18 protein-coding genes and 2 pseudogenes are annotated in these 22,082 nt (G+C 43.7%); 2 read left to right on the forward strand and 18 right to left on the reverse strand.

Annotated features, from left to right (window positions below; translation table 11 throughout):
• Positions 1 to 333 precede the first annotated feature (333 nt).
• The 6 genes and pseudogenes from AC0YNV_RS36485 to AC0YNV_RS36510 form a co-directional block, all read right to left on the reverse strand.
• Positions 334 to 534, reverse strand: coding sequence for an excalibur calcium-binding domain-containing protein (locus tag AC0YNV_RS36485; protein ID WP_475772516.1), 201 nt, complete (start codon positions 532 to 534; stop codon positions 334 to 336).
• Positions 532 to 1,008: pseudogene (locus AC0YNV_RS36490) on the reverse strand (stalk domain-containing protein); the annotation flags it as partial. The pseudogene AC0YNV_RS36490 and the gene AC0YNV_RS36485, both read right to left, overlap by 3 nt.
• Positions 1,009 to 1,059: 51 nt before the next feature.
• Positions 1,060 to 1,305, reverse strand: a pseudogene (locus AC0YNV_RS36495) (stalk domain-containing protein); the annotation flags it as partial.
• A 354-nt stretch (positions 1,306 to 1,659) separates the two neighbouring features.
• Positions 1,660 to 2,919, reverse strand: a complete 1,260-nt coding sequence (locus tag AC0YNV_RS36500; protein WP_475772452.1) for an ABC transporter substrate-binding protein — start codon at positions 2,917 to 2,919, stop codon at positions 1,660 to 1,662.
• Positions 2,920 to 3,030: 111 nt separating this feature from the next.
• A complete protein-coding gene (locus AC0YNV_RS36505) occupies positions 3,031 to 3,540 on the reverse strand; it encodes a carbohydrate ABC transporter permease (protein ID WP_475772453.1) in 510 nt (169 codons plus the stop codon).
• Between the two features lie 334 nt (positions 3,541 to 3,874).
• Positions 3,875 to 4,765 carry a carbohydrate ABC transporter permease gene (locus AC0YNV_RS36510; RefSeq protein WP_475772454.1) on the reverse strand — a complete coding sequence of 297 codons (891 nt, stop codon included), beginning with the start codon at positions 4,763 to 4,765 and terminating at the stop codon, positions 3,875 to 3,877.
• A 679-nt stretch (positions 4,766 to 5,444) separates the two neighbouring features.
• Here AC0YNV_RS36510 and AC0YNV_RS36515 point away from each other — a divergent pair.
• Both AC0YNV_RS36515 and AC0YNV_RS36520 read left to right on the forward strand, forming a co-directional pair.
• The gene (locus AC0YNV_RS36515) at positions 5,445 to 5,696 is read left to right on the forward strand and encodes an AbrB/MazE/SpoVT family DNA-binding domain-containing protein (RefSeq protein WP_475772455.1); all 252 of its coding nucleotides are present in this window, start codon (positions 5,445 to 5,447) and stop codon (positions 5,694 to 5,696) included.
• Complete coding sequence (locus AC0YNV_RS36520; RefSeq protein ID WP_475772456.1) at positions 5,690 to 6,130, forward strand: type II toxin-antitoxin system VapC family toxin; 441 nt, start codon at positions 5,690 to 5,692, stop codon at positions 6,128 to 6,130. The genes AC0YNV_RS36515 and AC0YNV_RS36520 overlap by 7 nt, the downstream gene beginning before the upstream one ends.
• A 144-nt stretch (positions 6,131 to 6,274) precedes the next feature.
• On the opposite strand, the gene AC0YNV_RS36525 is transcribed toward AC0YNV_RS36520, so the two are convergent.
• From AC0YNV_RS36525 to AC0YNV_RS36580, 12 genes are all read right to left on the reverse strand, one after another.
• Positions 6,275 to 7,198 (reverse strand): tyrosine-type recombinase/integrase, encoded by a 924-nt coding sequence (locus AC0YNV_RS36525; RefSeq protein ID WP_475772457.1) that lies wholly within the window; start codon positions 7,196 to 7,198, stop codon positions 6,275 to 6,277.
• Positions 7,199 to 7,728: 530 nt separating this feature from the next.
• Entirely contained in the window at positions 7,729 to 7,938 is a 210-nt protein-coding gene (locus AC0YNV_RS36530) for a small, acid-soluble spore protein, alpha/beta type (RefSeq protein ID WP_475772458.1), read from the reverse strand.
• 170 nt (positions 7,939 to 8,108) lie between these two features.
• The gene (locus AC0YNV_RS36535; RefSeq protein ID WP_475772459.1) at positions 8,109 to 9,275 is read right to left on the reverse strand and encodes a DNA sulfur modification protein DndB; all 1,167 of its coding nucleotides are present in this window, start codon (positions 9,273 to 9,275) and stop codon (positions 8,109 to 8,111) included.
• On the reverse strand, positions 9,275 to 10,411 hold the full coding sequence (locus tag AC0YNV_RS36540) for a DNA sulfur modification protein DndB (protein ID WP_475772460.1): 1,137 nt from the start codon (positions 10,409 to 10,411) through the stop codon (positions 9,275 to 9,277). Before AC0YNV_RS36540 ends, AC0YNV_RS36535 begins: the two co-directional genes overlap by 1 nt.
• A gap of 847 nt (positions 10,412 to 11,258) precedes the next feature.
• Complete coding sequence (locus AC0YNV_RS36545; RefSeq protein WP_475772517.1) at positions 11,259 to 11,540, reverse strand: Gfo/Idh/MocA family protein; 282 nt, start codon at positions 11,538 to 11,540, stop codon at positions 11,259 to 11,261.
• Between the two features lie 205 nt (positions 11,541 to 11,745).
• Complete coding sequence (locus AC0YNV_RS36550; RefSeq protein WP_475772461.1) at positions 11,746 to 12,930, reverse strand: M20 metallopeptidase family protein; 1,185 nt, start codon at positions 12,928 to 12,930, stop codon at positions 11,746 to 11,748.
• Positions 12,927 to 13,814: an L-serine ammonia-lyase, iron-sulfur-dependent, subunit alpha gene (gene sdaAA / locus AC0YNV_RS36555; protein ID WP_475772462.1), complete on the reverse strand. Its 888-nt coding sequence runs from the start codon at positions 13,812 to 13,814 to the stop codon at positions 12,927 to 12,929. Before sdaAA ends, AC0YNV_RS36550 begins: the two co-directional genes overlap by 4 nt.
• 8 nt (positions 13,815 to 13,822) lie before the next feature.
• Positions 13,823 to 14,491 carry an L-serine ammonia-lyase, iron-sulfur-dependent subunit beta gene (gene sdaAB, locus AC0YNV_RS36560; protein ID WP_475772463.1) on the reverse strand — a complete coding sequence of 223 codons (669 nt, stop codon included), beginning with the start codon at positions 14,489 to 14,491 and terminating at the stop codon, positions 13,823 to 13,825.
• Between the two features lie 206 nt (positions 14,492 to 14,697).
• Positions 14,698 to 16,806 (reverse strand): alpha-amylase family protein, encoded by a 2,109-nt coding sequence (locus AC0YNV_RS36565; protein ID WP_475772464.1) that lies wholly within the window; start codon positions 16,804 to 16,806, stop codon positions 14,698 to 14,700.
• Positions 16,807 to 17,150: 344 nt separating this feature from the next.
• On the reverse strand, positions 17,151 to 19,472 hold the full coding sequence (locus tag AC0YNV_RS36570; RefSeq protein WP_475772465.1) for a helix-turn-helix domain-containing protein: 2,322 nt from the start codon (positions 19,470 to 19,472) through the stop codon (positions 17,151 to 17,153).
• 91 nt (positions 19,473 to 19,563) lie between these two features.
• Entirely contained in the window at positions 19,564 to 21,120 is a 1,557-nt protein-coding gene (locus tag AC0YNV_RS36575) for an extracellular solute-binding protein (protein WP_475772466.1), read from the reverse strand.
• 79 nt (positions 21,121 to 21,199) lie between these two features.
• Positions 21,200 to 22,069 carry a carbohydrate ABC transporter permease gene (locus AC0YNV_RS36580; RefSeq protein WP_475772467.1) on the reverse strand — a complete coding sequence of 290 codons (870 nt, stop codon included), beginning with the start codon at positions 22,067 to 22,069 and terminating at the stop codon, positions 21,200 to 21,202.
• Between the last annotated feature and the right edge of the window lie 13 nt (positions 22,070 to 22,082).

The following is a 22,082-nucleotide window of genomic DNA, read 5'->3' on the forward strand; positions in this document are numbered from 1 at the left end:
ATATTTCATGCCAAAATATCCTATCATTTCATGGCACATGCCAAAAACCATTTTATGATATATTGGCACGCAAAACAAGCCTATTTTTCAATGTGCCGAAAAGTATGCTTTTTACACATCAAAAGCCATTATTCAGCTATGTGCTCTCCAAAAGAGCACAATCGCGGCAGCTCCTCTTACCTTACAACTTACATCCATCTAGGTAATGGTCGATAACATCTTGCTATTCAAACTTTCTCGGCTCCAACTGGCTTATCTATTGAACTTAGCTGTAAATCAGTCCATTCATAAAAAAAGTCGCGATTTCAGCGACTTCTAAAGTGTTTTCGCAATTTATGATACTTCACAGGCGACACCGTCCCGGTCCCGATCGAGCTTCGTGCTATAGCCTGGATCTCCTTCGTATAATGGTGCTTTACCCGACGCCTTAACTTCGGTGCAATTTGCATAGGTAATGTTTGTATCCGCCGGAGGAGTTGTCGGCGTTGTTTCTTGCTCCGTTTCTTTTACGTTTCCATTGGTCTTACCGTTAATTACGAAGAGAACTTTCGTGCCATCTTTGTAATCTTCCAGCTGATTACCGACCCACGCGCCGGCTCCGCGATTGTCAGATGAGGGAACGTAAGCAACGCCAGCTCCGGCGCCGCCCTCTTCACACATAGCCATTGGCCATTCATCGCGGTCATAACCGTCTTTCGTTGGAATACCAGCGAGTGACTCTTCTCGGTTGGCGTCCGCACCGTGTCGATCAATTGTACAGATCGCTGACTCACCTTTCGCCATTGCCGCTTTTATGTGCGCCGCTGTCTCCGGATATTTATCGGCAGGGAAGATAATTGTTATGTCATATGTTACGTTTCCGCTTGTGATTGTAACTGTGAACGTTTTCGAGTCATAGTTAACATTTGCGCCGAGCAATTCCGCAGCCGCACGTACAGGTACGTATGTCGTTCCACCAATCACTTTCGGTTCAACTTTGGCAACCGTTCCGTTTACGATAAGCTTCATTTTCGGTATTGACGTCACTTCTTGCGCTGCAGCCAACGGTGAATCACTGGACGTAATCGTCACGGTTTTAGACTTCGCATTGTAGTTCACATCCGCGCCTAGTAATTCCGCTGCGGCTCGGACTGGAACGTATGTAGCACCACTAATAACCTCCGGCTCGACACTCGCAACCACACCATTAACAATAAGTGTCATTTTCGCTGCTGCAGTTGCCATTGTGGTTATGGAAAAAAACATTGAAATGACTACTACTAACGTTATTTCCAGCCTGTTTTTCACTCTCTTAACTCTCCCCATATTTGCAAATTAGTTCCATATCACTTTACTATATATTCCCTCAAATGACTATTTATTTTTGAATAGATATCAACAAAAACAACACGCAATATGTGCAAACATCAAGCTTGTTTTCGTAGTCTCCGACATCATGGGTTAATCCAATCGGGACTTGCTTGCAGCTTGAGTCAAGGAGAGATTAACCGCAATATACTTCCAGGGTTTACTCGCTGAACAATGAAGCGCAAGAAAGATGAATTGGAGTTTGTGCTGCGCGGCAGTTAGCCAAGGGGCTGCCGATTATGCTGGCAGCCCTTTTTCATTGTACCATCGTAATCGTTAGCAAATTATAACCGCCAATTTATACTGTGAACATTACTTGATAATGTCGTTGAATTTCGAAATCGTGCTCTCAACCGCCCCCTTTACATCCTCGCCCTTTTCAATCGGTTGGGTCAGATTCTCCCAAATCGCGCCGTCAATTTCACCTTGCTTCGGCTGGTTGTTGAAACCACGGGCAACCTCGGATGCCTGACGGATAGTTTCCACCGCATATTCTTTCTCCGGACGGCTAGTCTTGATCAGGTCAAAGCCGGATTTGGTAGGTGCAACCACTTTCCATTGATGAGCCGCATTTGTCATATCGACTAGCGCTTTAGCAGCGATTTCCTGACTTTTCGTCGTGCTAGATATAGCAGTTAAACCGATCCAACTGAACGTAACCTGCTGTGTGCCTTTCGGCGGGATCACCATTCCAACTTTGAACTTCATTGTTTTCTCGAAATCGTCACCGGCGCCACCGATAAACATGGCCACTTTGCCAGTTTTGAACATATCCCCGTTGCCCATTGAATCGGCCTGCGCGCGTGCTGGAGCGATGCCGGACTTCACGATGGTCTGGTACATTTCCAGACCTTGGATCGATTCCTGGGAATCGAGCGTAATATTACCGTTCTTATCAAAGACATCGCCGCCGTAAGACCAAGTGTACATCGCAGTCGGAATGTTGTTTAGCAGTGCGCCCCATTGACCGTCTTTCGTCAGCTTTTTGCCGGATTCAATAAATTGTTCCCAGGTCATGTCGTTGGTAGGGACCGGAACGCCGGCTTTATCGAAAATATCCTGGTTATAGTACAGCATGTATGGCTGGGAGATCCAAGGCAACGCGTACAGTTTGCCGTCATTCCTGCCTACGTCGAGTGCTCCTTGGAAATAATCTTCGGCTTTATAATTGTCGACGGCGGACAATTGCTCATCAATCGGGGCAATCGCGCCGAGGCTCGCGTATTGCGCAATATACTCTTGCGACAACCACATGAAGTCAGGGGCTTGTTTACCTGCAATCATCGTTTGCAGCTTCTGATAGTATTCAGCCGGAATGCTCTGCACTGCAATCTCATAATCTGTCGCGCCTTCATTCAACTTCTTGACGAGACCTTCAAATTCTCTCAATTCTTCGGCGCCTGCCCACGTCGCAACCTTCAATTTCACTTTCTCGGTCAGAGCGGCATCATCATTCTGCTTTTCGTTAGACGACGTATTTACATTGTTCGAGTTCCCGCCGCATGCGGACAAGAGGGAAACTAATGCCAGTACAAGAGCAAGAAGCAAGCAATGCGTTGCATTTCTTTTCATGTGTGGGATTCCCCTTTTTATTTATTTGAATTTGATTTCGCTCGATTAAGCTAATATCAATATTCATTCATTTCCCGATGGATGCAGGCAGTCTCCAGTTTTTAACCGGCATTACCCCTTGATACCGCTAAGCTTAATGCCTTCCACGAAATACTTCTGTGCCAGAAAAAAAACGATCAGCACCGGCAGCAGTGCCATAATCGAACCAGCCATAAGCGGTCCCCACTCCACCTTCATGACACCTTTGAACATGGACAGCCCAAGGGTCAATGTGAATTTATCGACGTCATTCAAATAAATAAGCGGACCGAGCAGGTCATTCCAGCTTCCTTGAAAGGAGAAGATCCCAATCGTCATTAATGCGGGAACTGACAACGGAATGAAAATCCGATAAAAAATTTTGAAGCTGTTCGCCCCATCGATGACTGCGGATTCTTCCAAATCCTTCGGAACCGAAAGGAAAAACTGCCGTAGAAGAAAGATGAATACGGGAGCGCCGCCGAAAAATCCGGGAATAACGAGCGGCATAATTGAATTGCCCCAGCCAATTTCACTGAAACCGATAAAGACGGGAATCATCGTCACTTCTCCCGGCAGCATTATGGTCGAGAGTACCAGCAAAAACCAGATGTTTCTCCCCGGAAAGTCGAAACGGGCGAAACCGTACGCCACGAAGGCCGAGACAAACACATTCGATAACAATTGAGAAACGTAATGATTACCGTATTTTTGAACAGATTTAAGAAATTGATTTCCAAGACAGCTCTCCAGTAATTTTCCCAGTGCATCCCGTCAGGCAGAAAATGAGGTGGGATTTCGAAGATTACATCACCTGATTTCAGCGAGGTTGAGATCATCCAGATCAAGGGAAACAAGGTGACCAAGGAAAAAATGACGAGCAAGAGATAGACCATAATTTCGCGCATGATCTTTTGACGTCTTCTTCCGATCCCACTCACCTGCCTTTGCGCGATTTCGATGTGACTTCATTTTCGTAGTAAACCCAGGCGGAGGAAGACTTAAATGCCGCAAATGTAAGTAGCAGAATAATGACAAACAAAATCCATGCCATTGCCGTTGCATAACCCATTTTGAAAAATTTGAACGCATTCTCATACAGGTAAATCATATAAAACCGACCCTCGTTTTCAGCACCGCCGATTATATAGGCATCCCCGAACTTTCGCATGGCACCGATGATTCCCATGATCAGATTGTAGAAAATGACCGGTGTCAGCATCGTCAACGTGATGTGTCTGAACTTCTGGATCCCGTTCGCTCCGTCGATTTCTGCTGCCTCGTACAAATGGCCAGGAATGTCCTGTAGGCCTGCGAGATAGGTCAACATACCGCCGCCTGCTCCCCAAATCATCATCATGAGATAGGACGGCATGACGAGAGAGGCGTTCGTCAGCCAACCGAGCGGTGCGATCCCGACCTTGGACAGCAGCAAATTGATGAGCCCGAAGTCTGTATCCAGAATCCACTTCCACAGCAGTGATATGGACACGCCAGATACAACGGCCGGTAAATACAACGCCGTGCGGAAGAAGGCAACGCCTTTCACTTTCATATTGACCAGCACCGCGATCAACATGGAAGTGGCGATGCCAAGAGGCACGGAAATCACTGCAAACTTCACTGTCACCCACAATGCCTTGCGGAAATTCTCGTCCTTTATCAAATCGATGTAGTTCTGGAAACCTACGTATTTCGGCTTATTAAAAGTATCCCATTCAGTTAAGCCGACATAAAAGGCGAATATGAGAGGAACGATAGTAAACACGAAAAATCCGATGATCCATGGGGTAATGTAAATATAACCTTCGAACTTCTTTGGCCTCACATTGCTGACCCCCTTACTCATCAATCACAATCATCTTGAGCTTCATGTTGGGCAGCATTTAACCGATAACCGTTTCATCGATACGGTGCGGTTAACCATTTAATCAATCTCAACCATAACGATTCGACAGATATTTATGGGTGATGGACGAAGCCATGATGGTCGTGTTTAACGTGTATCTGCGATTCTTGAGATCAAGTGTCATTAGTTGAATAATCTCTTTGTTTATGCGGATCTCCGTCAAGTCGCTACAGCTGACAGTTGACCATAAGCAAACAACAGTTTTAAGCGCAGGTTTATTCGATTAACTTATATATTGCTGTTTTTAATCCTAACTCAATTCATATCTCTCCTTCATATCAACTTTAAAACGAGCATTAGACCAGAACTGTCCACACGAAGCATAATCCGTCGACTCTGTTTTAGATTACGTTATGTGGACAATATGCATTCTATTTATTTTTGGATAACCAGCAAGAGAATCGGATAAAGTCAACTTATCCATATGTTTACCCGCAATATAGATAATACGGGTAAGGTTTTTTATCGATAAATTGGCCTCTAACCATCTGTGTATTTCAAGATTACAGAAAAGGAACTTATTATGGGGCCGTTGGATTAAAACGCCGATAGTGTGATAAAATACATAATAGTAAGACTAATCAAGGGATGGTGTGTTATGGAGCATATTTTGAAATTGGAAAGCGAAATTCGGATGAGATATCAGATTACAATCCCCGAGGATATACGTGTGAAAGCAAAATTGGAGGTTGGTGACAAACTGTTATGGCAGTATGATGAGATTCGTGACGAGATCATTGTAATGCCAAAGCCAAAGTCGTTCTCCGAAAAACTTTGGGGACTTGGTAAAGAGTTATGGGTAGATGAACCTAGTGATGAATATGTTCGAAAGGAGCGAGAAGATTGGTAAACACCTCCTCACTCTCTTCGTTCAAGAAAATGGCATTGGATACGAACATTTTTATTTATGTGTTTGAGCAGCACCCTGAATTTGGTGAGAAAGCCAAGTGGCTCCTCGGGCAAATTGAAGAAGGAACCTATTCAGCAGTTGCTTCAACCATTTCATTGACAGAGATCCTCGTGAAACCGATTCGGGATGCAAATCTCGCCTTAGAAAAGCAATATAAGCTGCTTTTCACCCATTTTCCAAATCTTTCGGTTGTGCCCGTTGATAATATAGTTGCCGAAAGGGCCGCCTTTCTACGAGGAAAATATGGAATGAAAACACCTGATGCGCTTGTGATTGCATCCGCCATTATTGCACAAGCTGATGTTTTTATTACCAACGATTTTCGACTGGAACAGGTAGAGGAAATAACCTGTAAAACTTTGACTCAATTTTAACTTTAAAATAAAGGTTAAGAAGGATACAGCTCCACCCATCTGGCCAAGTAATTTCCCTCGGGTTCGCGACCGTCACCAGTTCGCCGAGAGCTACACTCCTCGGGAGTAGGATGAAGCTCTTGACCGACTGGACATTTGAACCGGCTATCCAATCGCATGCAGCGGAATGTTCACCATCGACATTGCCTGTTTCTTTTGTTCATCATTCACGTGCGTATAAATCATTGTCGTTTCAATGGATGAGTGTCCCAATAACTCTTTGACAACTCTAATATCGACCCCATTTCTAAGGAGCATCGTCGCAAAACTGTGCCTTAATTTGTGGCATGAGAGTTTCATATCCGTGACTTTGGGGTTCTTCTCTTTAAAAGCCGCGAAAGTTTCCCCAACAATTTTCTGGATCTGCCGTATGGAAAGCCTTTTCCCCTTTTGTGATACAAAAAAGGCATCCTCCTTCGCGCTGTAAGGCATGATTCTTAGCGCTTCTACCTCGATCAAATACGACAACAAAACAGCAGGCACAGGGATTTCGTTCCATTTACGCCCTTTTCCGAATACTTCAATGGACTCTTTCCCTTTCTTGAAATCCTTGAGATTCAGCCGATGTACCTCGCCCACCCGAAGCCCACAATAACCCATCAGCAAAAAAATCGCAATATTCCTACTTCGGTACCGCCCATCTATATACTGGAGAGTCTCGACAAGTTCTTCTTCTTCGAGATATACTGGTTTCTTGTTTTTCTCCGTTTTTGATTTTTTCACCTCAAGGGCCGGATTGTGGTTAGCCATCTCGAAATCGATCAATGCCACATAAAAAGAGCGAATTGCTGATAATGTCCTGTTCCGTGTCCGGTCTCCGGTCAAATGCTGTTTGGCCACCAAAAAACCAACAACGTTCATTTTCCCCGCATCTTCTGCCGGAAGTCCTTCTAATGATTGAAGATAAGAATGAGCTTCTCTCAAATACTCTTTTTGTGTGGTATCCGTGTAACCCGCCTGCTTCATCCATATAGAGAAACTATGAATCTGTTTCCCGTATAATTCTTCAAGCTCATAATCCCGCGGCAAATATAATCCCCCTCTTATCTCTCATGGTAACCGGTCCGCAATATAAACAATGTCCCCGGCGGCTTTTTATATGTCAGTTTATTGGCTTCGATACATTCAAACACAGCATACTTGGTCCCCTCTTACGATTATAAAATCGTTTTAAACCGAAAGTGCGCCAAACTATACTTTTGCGCACTTATTATAGCACACATGTTCCCTGAACCGGCCAATAAAATCAAATAATTACGATTCAATAAAAAAAAATCTGTTTGATTTACATAATCAATATTATGTTAACTTTAATTAACTTTCAGCCAAAAACGACTTTCTTAATAATAGATTGAGCAAATTATTGAATACTTAAATTATTACATATATACTATAATATGTTTTCACGCAATTTCATAAATCCTTAAAAAGCCCTACAGTGCGACACTTGGCTTGTTCTTATGCTATAACAATATATAACAAAGCCACGTGATCTCATTAAATAAGATCGCGTGGCTCTTTATCTCATTTTATTTTTTTCGAGATTCTTGCTGATGGGACTACGAACGTCCCGATAATTGTTGTTCAGCTATTTGTACAAGCGTGCGGGTCATATTACCGCCAATTGTGCCTGCCTCCCTAGTAAGGAGTTGCCCGTTATAACCATTTGGGTTAAGCTGGATACCGAATTGTTGTGCAATTTCATATTTCATTTGATCCAGGGCTGCATTAGCTTGCGGAACGACTAGCTGATTGTTTGAGCGGCTCATATAGTTAAACCTCCTTTTTAATGTGAGGTTATTATGTGTTGCTCAAATGGTATTATTCCTAGATTATGGATGTAATTATTTCCAATTTTAAATCAGATCCGTAATAAAAAAATCGCCGACCTTCCGCATGTAGCGGGGACGACGATCTATAGATATTGGTTTAAAGTCTTTTATACTGCTCGATTTTCCAAGCCCTCACTAAGTTCCTTCAAATAATCGACAACATTGGAATGTTTGCGCATCGATTTCTCGTGCACCAAATTCAGTTTCCCGTTGTCCAGCTGGCCAAAACGTTCTATTAGCTGAGGATTGTTATGTGACCAGTCAATCTGACCCAGCACATCTAGACAAGTTGCCCATTCGGGATTATATTTACCACCAGCAAATAAATATTCGTGCGCGTATAGGGCAATCGACTCTTGTATGGTGCGACTTGCTGAAATGTATTGAGCTGTTCCAGGCTGCTCCGGCATATGCGGCAGCACAGCATTAAAATATTGATTTAAGATTTCTACATGACTGGTCGAATCCTTCCTAATCCGACGAGCAAGCTCGTAGGATAGGTTCGCTTTACCAGTGTAGAGCAGCGAGGCAATGGAGTATAACCAGCTGAAGCACGTAAAGTTTTTGTTATACGCCGTTAAATTATTTCTCCGCTCGATTCCGACGGACTTCAGCAGTTCGTTATGATCGGCCACCTGCTGGAGTACGATATTCAGAGGATCGCTGCCATCGAACGAATGTCCAAGTTCCTTACTGACGAGCTGTACCTTAGAGTTGATGTCACCAAATAGTTGCTTTTCTTCTTCTTCGCCAAGACCAATGTACAGCTGAACCGATAGTTCGGTCTCCAGTAAATCGAGCCGGCGTGCCTCCACCTGCGCTAGCAGCCCTTCTGTCTGCTCTAGCTCCTCCTGAAAATTCAGCTCCTCAGGGTAACGGCGGCACATCAACTTCAGCTTCGCAACATCCCGCTCGTATTTCCGGCTTTCCTTCTGTAGCTGCTCATTCGAGAAGCCGAGCGCCAGAATACGATGCTGACCATCCAAAATGCTAAGCTTTGAGCCGTGCAGCATGACCAGATGATCCTCCTCTTTTGCCAACGAGCCGACATCGCGAAGTGACAATGTAACTGGTCCAAAAAATACATGGTCCAACTCACGCTCCTGAAGGTAACTGACAATTTTGCGGCGCTGTCCCCCACTTAGCTTCCGCTGAACTATTGGATCAATCGTCGTATAGTTCAGTAAATCGTGAACTCGCATAGAAACGGTTGCGACTCCGAATCTCTCACAATACGGGTGTATTATCATGTTTAAACGAAGACCATCTACCATTAGCTGACGTCCTCCTTATCCGAAATAAGAAACAGATGCTGACTGTCGAAAAACTCTCTCACGAACTGATACGCCTTCATGATGCGGCTTCTTCTTGGCAGCCGGTCCTTTTCGTCGTCTTTGTATATTTGATTCCAATCGATATGCGGCAATATTTTCATCGCATATTCGAGCGAATATTTATTGAACTGTAGCGTTTTGAATGCCTCTTCATGAAAGAACAGCGCCAGTGCAATTTGTAAATTCTCCGACCAACAAAGCTGGGCGCGGTCCGGTTCGGGTAAATAACGAAGTAGCGTGGTGATGTAAAAGACTGCTTGCTCCAAGTGCTCATCAAGCTCTTTCTCCGTATAATGATAACCGTTATTCCTCGCCGCCGACTTCAGCCGTTTTTCGAATAAAGCAACCAATATTTCGACTACGAGCGAATACGCGAAAATGTACTCGTTGCCCCGGCCGCGCTCTGAAAACATATCGATCGGCAATTTATCCATAACATCGTACTCCATCACAAGGCGAGACGCCATAATGTGATAAAAACGGCGTTGGTCTCGCAACACGGCCAAATTACCGCCAATTTTCCTTGGGAGCTTATTGATATCCGAAAACAACTGGCGCTCTTGGCGGGCGTTTATGTCCAAATAAATCATAACAGATATCGGGAAATCATAGAGCTTCCGCAGCTTAATGGTGATTTCTTCCACACGGTCATATTCCCGTCTATCCTTCGCTCTGGCCATATTTCCTTGCAACGTTTCCATCACTCGTCGGAATGCAGCCAGCCGATGTTGTCCATCGACGACATAACATTTCTCAACGGACGAAAGATAATATTTTTCTCTTGCAGTATCGTATCGTCCTGCACCTCGTGCGGACAATATGACACCGGGGAAATAAATATTTTGGCCGTGATCCAGATAAAGCAAAATATAATCCACGAGACGGGATACGTTTTTGGGGATGAGTTGACGCTGGACTTCCAAATCAATTTCATAAATCGAAAACAACTTACTCATAGGCAGAGTAGTGGAAATTGTCGATTGTCCAAAAGTACGGGCAAGTCTTCCGGGCACTTCTATTGAAGTGCCGGTATGATTGTTCGAAAGTAAATCTGATAGTGATTGTACGGGTTCCATTAGTTAGTCCTCCATAATATTTAATTTAGAATACAAAAAAATATTCATGTGAGCAACCTAAGTCACTATATATCTATGATTAACTGCTTTCTCTCTATTCAATCAATCTTTTATAAAAAAACTACCTGCACTCGACAACAGATTTCCGATCGCAGGGAACCAAGGAAACAAACTTTCTAATTATCCAGTATACACCTCACAGATTATGAAATGATAATCGAAGGTTCTGCAAACTTTTGGTAAGGCATTGACCAAGGAAGAGTACAGCGATCAGGGGTTCGAGTATACGTCACGACTACCACAACATGCTGCAAAGGTTGTCACCCAAATCAGCATGCCACGATGCGACAATTGTTATGACAACGCCTCGATGGAAAGCTTCTTCTCGTAACCAAAACAGACAAGCTCTATCCTTATGATATACGAAGTTTGGAAGAAGCACAAAGCAGAATCGAAACATTTATTTAATTATATAACCATAATAGTCCGCAGAGAAAATAAAAAAAATTGACGCCGGCTCAGTACCGACGTCAATTTGCTGTCTTTGTTTTCCCAATGTCTACTAATTGAGGCTTGTTCGGGAAACCCTTTTTCCGTAGAGCGGTAAGCTGCCACTGCGCGCTTACCGTCTTCTCCGGTGATCGAAGGAGCCCTTTGCTCCTTTACCGTTTGATCAAAATCAGCAATTAGCCCTGCATCCGTATTGTCTCCCCAGAAATTCCACTTACACCGGAATCGTTGTTATAGATAACAATCTTTTGAGCGAATGCATCAACAAACAGATTACCCTTGGTCCCAATGATTTCGTGCGTCACATCTCCCCAAGTCGAAACCGTTTATTGTGGAATCAGCTACAATCCATTGTACTGAACATACCGTAGTCGAATTGGATCGTGAAAAGACCGCAGTCGTCATTCGGATAATCAATGAATGTCTGGAAACCGATCTCTGTATACTCTTCCGTGGCTTCTGCTCCCGATAACCAGCGCATGATATCTAACACATGTACGGTATGGTCGATGACAGCCCCACCACCCGATTTGTCTTTTTCAACAAACCATACCCCGAAGAAATTATCCCCTATGCATCGATTATACAGGAGGACATTCCTTTGGAGCTCGGATACGATGCGCTAGTATCGGCGTTCGAATGGGGAATTAGGGGAGATGGAATCCAATCGGAGGAAACAGCATGTCGAGCAGCATGCGCTGCGAGGCAAAAGACGCTGTTCTAGTCCGTTACGGTTAAGGATATAAGTTCTTTTCCTTCTGCTTAGCCAAGAACTTATATCCTTAAAATAAAAATCGAAAATGAGTGCCATATTTATATCAATTCTATAATTTCAGACGTTCTGTTGCAATGGAAGCCAGTAGGGACGCCCCCGTCGCGAGACAGCTTTCGTTAATGTCGAAGCGTGGATGATGCAAGCCAAATGTACGTTCCGCGCCTGCGCGACCTGAACCGAGCCAAAAGAAACAGCCGGGAACATGCCTCAGATAGTCCGTGAAATCCTCACTACCCATTGTAGGTTTCGCTTCCATCCGCTTTTCTTTGCCGAGCAGTTTGTCGGCAACATGGTTGACATGATCGATGCATTCATCCGTACCGACAAGTACCGGTACCTGCGGTGTGTATGTTACCTTCCCTTGGCACCGGTAACCTTGGCAGATACCATTCACGATCCGTTCGATCCGTTCCACCATTCCGGCCTGAACCCTTGGCGAGAATGTACGGATTGTTCCTGTCAACTCGACCAGTTGAGGGATCACGTTGTGCGTGTGTCCTGAGTGGAAACTTGCGATGGTGATTACAGCCGGATCAAATGGCGAAATCTCGCGGCTGACCGCAGTTTGCAAACCCATAACGATGGCAGATGCGGCTAAGATTGGATCAACGCATTGATCTGGTATCGCACCATGGCCGCCTTTTCCTTCCACCGTGATGCCGATGGTATCAGCGGAAGCCATCATCGTACCATGCCGCGTTGCCAAGCAGCCGGCCTCGAGCGTAGGCAGGTTATGAAGACCATAAATCTCATCTACCCCTTCCAAAGCGCCTTCCGAAATCATCGACTTTGCCCCAGCAGTGATTTCTTCCGCTGATTGAAAAAGAAAACGGACCTTTCCATGCAGATGCTCCCGATTTTCACACAACAGATGCGCTGCTCCAAGCAATATCGTGGTATGCGCATCATGGCCACAGGCATGCATGACGCCGGGTACTCGGGATGCGAAAGACAGTCCCGTTTGCTCCAGGATTGGTAATGCATCCATATCCGCTCTCAGCGCGATGGTCGGTCCGGCTGCAGCACCGTGCAAATCCGCTACGACTCCATGTCCACCCACCTTGGTTTTGACGTGTAGTCCAAGCTCCCTAAGCATGTCTGCCACGATCCTGGCCGTTCTCTCCTCCTCAAAGCTCAACTCCGGGTTCATATGAAAGTCTCTCCTTACAGCCACAAGCCGTTCGGTCAAACTTTCCCCTTCTGAAGCGATCTTACGCAGCAGATCGATAGTCATTGCGGTTTCCTCCTCTTCTTCCATTGTTCCATAATTACCCTACCGGTCGGAGTTTGGGCCAATCCTCCCTGGGCGGTTTCCCGATACTTCTCCGGCATGGAGCTTCCCACCTCGTACATCACTTGCACAACTTCATCGGAGGGGATAACACTTCGGATGCCGGCTAAAGCCATGTCCGAGGCTGCAAGAGCGTTTACTGCGCCGAAGCCATTGCGGACGATGCACGGTACTTCCACCAAGCCGCCGACCGGATCGCAAATCAATCCGAGCGTATTTTTGAGAGCCAAACCGACAGCATGAACTGCTTGCGATGGCGATCCTCCGCGTAGTTCGGCCATAGCTCCTGCCGCCATGGCGATTGCCGAGCCGACCTCCGCTTGGCACCCACCTTCCGCCCCGCTGACAAAAGAACGATTCGCCACCACGTAACCAATAGCTCCCGCACAGAACAATCCGGATACCATCCAATCATGATTCCAGCCAAATCGTTCCTGACTGCTGACAAAAACACCGGGAATGATACCGGCCGATCCTGCCGTTGGTGTGGCGACGATACGTCCCATCGAGGCATTCACTTCTGACACGGCTAGCGAGTATGCCATTGCCCTAGCCGCAACGTCGCCAGCACTCGTTTCTTCTGAAGAGATATAAGCCATTACACGTTGGGCGTCATTGCCGGACAGGCCGCTGCGCGAGGAAGTATCTTCCGTCAATCCTCTCGATACCGCTTCCTTCATGATCTTATAATAAGTAGACATTTTGGCGAATTCCTCTTCTGCCGGCCTGCCCGATTCGTTAGCCTGCTCTTCGAGCATGAGTAGCCCGATCGTTTTGCCTTCCACTTCACACAGGGTAGCCAATTCGTGCAACGATTGGAATCTCATATCTTTACTCACTCCATCAGTTCGATTGATTTCACTCGTTTTATTCCAGTTATTTTAGTCAACTTACCAAGCAGTCCATCAGGCGCGAGTAGATCCGTCTCTATCGTCGTCATCGCCTCACCATTACGGGCTTTGCGGTCGACTGACATTTGACTGATATTGAGACCCGATCGAAACAAATACTTAGTCACTTCGGCTAGAACGCCCAGCCGATCGGTATGGTAGAGTATGAGTGTCGGGTAAGCTGCAGTAAATTTGACGTCAAACTCATCCACCTTGATCACCTCGATGTTGCCGCCTCCTATTGAACAGCCAGTGATGGATACATGCCTTTCTTTCCACCGTGCGTGAATATCTACCGTGTTCGGGTGAGGTACTACTCCGTTACCGTTGCGAAATATGACGAGCATACCCGATTCGAGAGCAACCTCAAGTGAACCTACGATTCTCGGGTCGTCCGTATCCCAATCGAACAGTCCACCAACGACAGCTAAGTCAGTACCGTGTCCGCCGTACGTCTCTGCGAATGAACCGTATAACTTGATTTCCACTTGTTCTGGCAAACAGCCGAGCAATTGGCGCGCGACCCGACCAATCCGAACAGCCCCCGCCGTATGGGAGCTGGACGGTCCTATCATTGATGGGCCGATGATGGAAAACACATCTCTAAAGCGCAAGGCGCTCCCCCCTTCTAGTCCTGTCCTAGGTTCGAATTTCACCGCAGTACAGCGCTAGCTTAGTAATTCCGCCAAGTATCATACATATTATTAATTTTATCCAATGTCTGGGACAGAGCGTCTAATGCGGATTCAGGCACCATTTCTCTGAGTCCCAAGAAAGTAGAACGAAGCGTTTTTCTGTGTATCTTTTACTTGAGGCAACTTTATTTCTGAACCATATTCTTAATCACCACTAGATCATACAGTTCAAGCACTGATAAATTAAATTCAACCCAACCATTTGAAATCTGGAATTCAATTAACTCTTGATGCATCATAGATTGTACTGATTCTACCCCTGTAGCCTTTATTCGAAAATGAATATCTCTCATCGTCACCGGATCACGAAATTCAACACCATCATGTCCACTTTCGTTAACCAACTGCAGAATCCAACGATCCTCGTTAGTCTGGTAGTGAAGTGTTACTTCCACCCATGACGGAGCATTTGTTTCCAGTACCAAGTTGTCACCTATCAGAGAACGCACTAAATCTTCAAGGAGTATAATATGATCTTCTAATCCGAACTGATAGACAAGCTTATCTATCTCCCATGGAATGTAAACTGCTTCGCCCTTACCAAAAGTATTCGAGATGATCCCAGGATGGTTCGTCTCCCTCACGATACACTCCTGCTCAGGATCAGCATATTCAATTTCTGATACAAGGTTGAAAGACGTTTTAACTCCTTGTTTTAACGAAGAGTAAATATAACCGCCATTCAACATGATAAGTCCTGTCTCCCGTAGAGTTTGAAATTGATTATCATTGGTGTTTCGGAAAAAGGCGTTTTGCATGTTGACTTTTTTAGTGACGACTTCTTGCACGCCTAAACAAGAAAGTCCTATATTAGTTCGCTTATTGCCCTGTTCATCGAATTGCCCAGTCTCATAGGTTGAAACTAAATTTCCACCGCGCTCGACAAATTCGTCAATTTTCATGCAGACGGTATCATTTAAAAGGGCCACATTCGGAAGAATTAATAATTTATAATTTTCCAAGAGACGGTCAGCATGATCCATAGCAAGCTGTGAATCATCAATAATGTCAAACTCGATATGGGCCTTTACAAGGACGTTGTACCAACCTCGATAATATTTAACAAAACTCTCCATCGGTTCAGTTCGGCCTAAATGCTGACGCGAATTTTGATCAGACCAGACTAAAGCTATTCGAGCTGTAGATTTCAAGCTTTCGTAATATTCCTCATGTTCAGCTGCAAAGCTATACAAGCTTTTAATCAGAGTCTCTGTTTTCCGATCCTCCAGCCAAGGAAGACCTACAAATGCTACAAATGGCCAACCTCCATTTGCTATAGCCTGAGCTAATCCGGTATTCGTCCAACCTTTGGAATGGGACTCAAAACGGCCACCACCACATTGAAAAATATTAATAGTCGAAGAAAATCCGGACCCAAATGTACGTACCATACGACAGGTTTCGCCCGGCATATATCTCCATTCTGCCTGCGGAACTCCATGTGTAGAGTTTGGGTTAGGCTTCATCCAGTGTAATTCAACCTCTGTAGCATCAGCAAAGCCGCCGAGCAAACCCATAGGCGCCCTTCGCCCTCTTCCCTCAAAAATAGCTATATCATCAGATTTCCCCTTGGCATAATCATAAATGTGCTGGGCATGAGCTTGGTACATTTTTTCGCGGAATTCCAAATATTTAAAGTAATTTGGATCTTCTAGATTTTCTTGCCTGGGCAATGGCAAATTATACATTTCCTTAAAGCGTTCCTTACAGGCTTCGCAATGACAAGGTCCATGGTATACACCCTGACGATCCCGATCCTTATAACCAAACATATTGAAAAAAACACCGTCTAACTTATAATTCTCAGTTACTTCTTCAAATATAGGAAAGAAAAAGTCTTGATAAAAAGTGCTGCTTGGGCAAGTAGTGAATAACCCTTTATTCACTATGGGCTTGCCTTTCTGGTCCATGTAAAACCACTCCGGGTGATCCTCGTAGGCATCTCGACGCAATCCGCTAAGATCAAACCTGGCAAAGACTTTCATTCCATAACCGTGCGCTTGATCTAATATTTCACCCAATATGTCATTATTCATTCCCTCAGGCATATGATGGTAAGGTATTTTAGTCGGATACCAGGCCATAATTCCTCCAACGTTCTGGAGAATTGTATTACAGCCAAAATGATATAGATCGTCTACCATCTTAATGCCATCGATTCTTCCATCGTTAATTCGTAAAATGGGTTGGATTACCCGACGAGGGGTAGTCCACCACTTTTTATTTTTTTCCATCTCCCGTAACACTCCTTATAATAGTTATTATTTAGCTGGATCACTCATATTGAAGAAAGCTTCTTATGCCTTGAAACTTATATAAAGCCTAAGTGCCGCTTTTCTCCTCATGCACAGCAACTAATTAGTCGTATAAGACCCTTCGCATTAGCCGATTTCTCCGTCAGATGCGGATACAAGGTAAAACCATTCTCCCATACTTTATTATGAACGCTCCGAGCTTAATCAGGGGAGAAGCAGGTATTTCGACTGATGAAGTGCCCGGCCTCGAATATCGACGAGCCCCTGGTCTCAAAGTATAGCAGTTCCACATAGTTCGGATAACCAACCCTCAAAAATGTAAATTATCTGTTAGAAATTCTATATTGGTTAGGAGACATCTGACTGAACCGCTGGAACACACGATTCAGACTTCGTTCTGAATAACCGACCGACTCTGCGATTTCAACAATCGTATAATCCGTCTCTTTCAATAAATCCTTGGCTCTTTCAATCTTGCACGTGACCACATAATCGACAAAAGAGAGACCACCCTCCTGTTTAAATAAACGACTTAAATATGAGGGACTCAATCCGGCCAACTCTGCGCACTCGGTCAGGGAAAGATTGAATCCGACATTCTCTTTAACGTGATTCATCACCTTACGGATTAAGAACCGGGTCTTTTCCTGCCTAATCTCTTCCGTCATTTGCCTACAGAGCGGGAAGAACTGTTCGATAAACCAGTCGTAGATTTCAAGGGACGTTTCACAAATTTTTAATTGTTCAAAAGGATTCTTTTCCATCTTATGTAGAATTCCCGGTTGGATTTCCTCAAACGATTTGATTAAAGATGATAGCAGAATATGGTAGCACTGAAATACCGTCTTGTATGACCCGGATTCACGAACTTTTTGCGAAAACGAATGAATCATTTGATTCGCCCTGTCTTGTTCATCTTGCACAAGTGCATCGATAATTTGCTGCTCCACATCTTTTGGGTAGCTGAATAACGAATGATTTTCATGTATAGATATTTCATTGTAAAACAATACCGTCCTTGAATCGAAGATGAGTTGATTCTGTAGAGCAAGCTGCGCCTCTGTGTAGGATTGATGCAAATTGGATATGTTCGGATAATGCTGACCAATTCCGACCGATACCGATAATGATAAATACTGGAGCATTGTCTCATGAATCTTTTCCGCGTAGTTTCTAGTCATTTGATCAATCTCTTTCGCAGGCGTGTTGGCTTCATAGACTAGGATCGCTATTCCTTCCTTATCTCTCCCATCGACAATCGACCCATTTAAGATTGGAATGTCTGGTATCAACTCCCGCATTACGTTGGTCACGGCAAAAATCAGGAGTTCCCGATTTTTGGGCAAGAACCTTTTTTCCTTATGCAAATTCCCCACGTTCACGATTAATACCTGATAACGTCCACGTACGGGGATACCGTAAAGCTCGTATTCGCAGGCCAACGAGCTTTCGTTGGTATAGCTGTTTGTCAACAATTCATACAAAAATAGATTGCGCAGATTCGGTTCAACCTTTTTTAAATATTTTTCTAAACTTTCCGCCTGCTCATTTAGATTTTGCAAACAGGACTGGATGAACTCGAACTCATTCTCCTTTTTACACAATAGGGTATCTTTCCGCATCACTTCTCCAACTTCAATTAATTCTCGAATTGGTTTGTAAGCCAACTTCGAACTAATGATTGCAAGAAGAAGCCCTATAAATAAAAGAATGGTGACTGAATAGATCATGAACCAACGAATCCAGCTTAAATATTTGACCATTTCGTTCTTGGGAAAGTAAGATAAATATGTTCGACCAAATGCATTGCTGTAAAAGCTAACAAAATAGGATTCGCCCAGTTCATCACGAACAATGCGTTTGTCTGTGACGGATTTATCTACGATTAAATGGGCTAATCTCCCAACTTGCTGGTCAGGTGATTCCGAATCCAAAGAATTCAGCATTATCCGGTGACTGGAATCTATGATTTCAAACGCTTGATTACCTATCGTTGTCGCGTAGCTGCTCATATGTTTGATTAATTTGCTTTTATTCACATTAATGATAAGTATTCCTTGCGGAGTTCCTAAATTCATTACTGGTAGATCCCGAAAAAATGAAATACTACCTCTTTTTTGGGCTTGCGGCAAATAAATCCACCCACCACCTAGTTCCTGCATCTTCCTTAATCTCTCGATATCGTCCTTGTCGCGAAAATCAGACAAACTTACATATCCGAAAGAATTGGATATTACGAATCCCGAAGACTGATCGTAAAACAAGATTTCATCAATAAACGGATTAGAGTTTTTGTTCATGTCAAGAACATCAAGAATGGAGGAAATTTGGATATAGTTTTTCAGCAATTCTGGTTTATTCATCACATCATTTATAAGTGGATTTATGGAAAGATTTAACGATTCATATTCGATGTTCGTCAAAATACCCTCCATACGATCTTCTAAAAGCATCAAAGATGTCTGATTATCAGTTAATAACTTTTTTGTCAACTTTGTCATTGAAACATTATAGTAAGCAACCTCTGCAAGAATAACCGGGATAGTGATCGATAAGAAACTGAGCCAAATAAGCCGGTTCCAATATTTCGACTTCGGTAAAATCATTTTTATCGATCTTTTTAAAATTGTGAAGATAAACCTCATGATTGTACCTCCCCGATCTGAACACATCAAACTCTTTGATACTTTTTGATGGTTCGAACAAAAGGTATACCATCATCTCTTATAAAACTGCTTAATTATTGAAATTTGCAAAGGATTCAGCAAACTCCTTGTAGGATTGTTTAAAATCCGGCATATTGTTTAGTTTATCTACGTACGCCTTATACTCTTCCATGGAAATCTGACCGACAATTGCTTGAGTAACTTTGCTCTCGAACTCTTTTTGATATTTCGGCCAAGTTTTCAGCCAGGTTTCGGATAATGTAAAAGATGTTGGGTCCACTTTACCAACTTTGTCGTATTGACTTACTTCCTTAATTTTTGCATCATTATATTCTTTGCTCGCAGAAAAATTCATGACCCTGCCATCCTTCACGTAACCCAGTACTGCTGCACATTTACTGGTAGTGTTAACTTCTTTTGTTCCTAGCTCCGTCAACTGTTTTTGTCCGTCCACCAGTGTGTAGTGCGTACCTTCAATACCATAGTAAGCCAAGTCAGTCATTTCCGGAGAAGCCGAGTAGTCAAAGTACTTTAGAATCTGCTTCACTTTATCTTCAGGAACCTTTTTAGAAATGTAAAAGCCACCATTCACTGCAGTGCTCAACTCCACGGCATGGTTTCCATCGGGACCTTCTAATGTCAAGTTCATGATTTGGGCATTGACCTGACCGAGTTTTTTCAATTCCTCTTCCCAAGTATAATTCCAAGAAATACTTCGTGAATACGAAGCACCGCGTCCTGTTTTAAACATTTGTTCGGCCATTTCAAGTTTGGTTACAGAGAAATCCTTACTCATTAAGCCTTCCCGATATAAATTTCGTTCCCATTCGACCGCTTTCGTAAATCCAGGATTTAATTGAGTAAAGATTAGCCCACCTTCGCTATTAAAGTTAGGGTCCAAGCCCCCGAAACCCGCCACAATAAAAGAATTGACAAGCGAATCCATTTCCTGGATTAAACCAGTCGTATTTGTTTTTGCGGGATCGTTAGCCACGATTTTTTTTAATGCAGCGACGTACGCGTCCAGAGTGGTAGGTACCGGTATATTTAACTGATCGAGCCAATCTTTACGAATAGTGATTCCAGAATCGATTCTTTGGCGGGAGCGCGGCAATGCGTAGATTTTACTATCCACAGTCAAATACTTTAAAGCATTCGGTGGCAAATTGTCCCTGAGATTCGGATATTCTGAGAAATCCCCCAGGAATGGCGTCAAATCCCAAAACGCATCGTTTTTTATTGCTTTTAGCAGTGTCGGTCTGTTCAAGAAAGGGGAAGCTAACACTTCGGGTAAATTTCCTGAAGCAAGCAATAAATCCATTTTAGTCCCTACTTGTGCGCTTGGAACCCACTCAACTGTTAATTGGGTATTGGTTCTTTTCTGCCATTCCGTCCAGAATTGATTTTTCATATCCGGTACCTCATTGTACACTCCCGACAATATCTGAATTGACAAAGGAGCAGTTGAAGTTGATGGATCGTTTACCGCGGACGGATCTGTTTCTTCTGTAGAAGATAAGGCTGGCTCACTCGCGACATTGGTATTTGAACATCCGATTAGCAGAACAAATACCAAAAATGTTATAATGCCCGACAATATTCGTTGATCATTTCTATTGTAATTCATGGTTAAATCCTCCTTATACAAATCAATTAGACATCACTTATTTCCGGCTTCCTTAGTGAAACTTATTTCGAATCTGCAATTATCCCTTCACTGACCCGAGCATCACCCCCTTAACAAAATGCTTTTGCAGAAAAGGGTAGACAATCAAAATCGGAGCCATAGCCAGTACAATTGCCGCCATACTAACCGTTTCTTTAGGCACCATGAGCTGGTCGGCGCCGGCGGCTATAGGAAAGTCGGAATCAATAACGATTGTCTTGATGAATACTTGTAATGTCCATTTTGAAGAGTCGGATATATAAATCAAGGCGTTAAAGTAAGTGTTCCAATGGGAGACTGCGAAAAATAACGTAAATGCAGCGATCGCCGGAGTGGACAACGGAACAATGATTCTCATGAACGTACCCATTTCATTGCATCCATCGATATTCGCTGCATCTTCCAATTCCGAGGGCAGCGATTCCAAAAAGCTTTTGATAACAATTAAACTCCATGCGCTGGTTAATGACGGCCATATTAACGACCAATAGGAATCCAGCAGACCTAAATTTTTTACCAATAAATAATTAGGGACAATCCCGACATTAAACACTAGTGTAAAAATGACTCCACTTATGAAGAGGTTGCGTCCTGGCAAGCTCTTTTTCGTGAGCCCATAGGCCATGGTAAACGATACGATTATGTTCAGAACGGTACCGACTATCGTAATAAAGATTGAGCTTTTTAAAGCGTCTATAAAACCGTTCGTCGACAAAATCTGTTTATAAGACGCAATCGAGAATTTGTCGGGTATTAAATAAAATTTTAAAGGAACATACGCGGATGGATCTGTAAAAGAAACACTAACAATATACAAAAAAGGGAATATGCAAGATATTGAAATCAGCATAAGCAAGGAATAATTTACCCAATCAAACAATGTAATTCTTTTTTTCAGAACGAAACTCATAATTATATCCCTT

This window comes from Paenibacillus sp. JT31N11, from assembly GCF_056269285.1.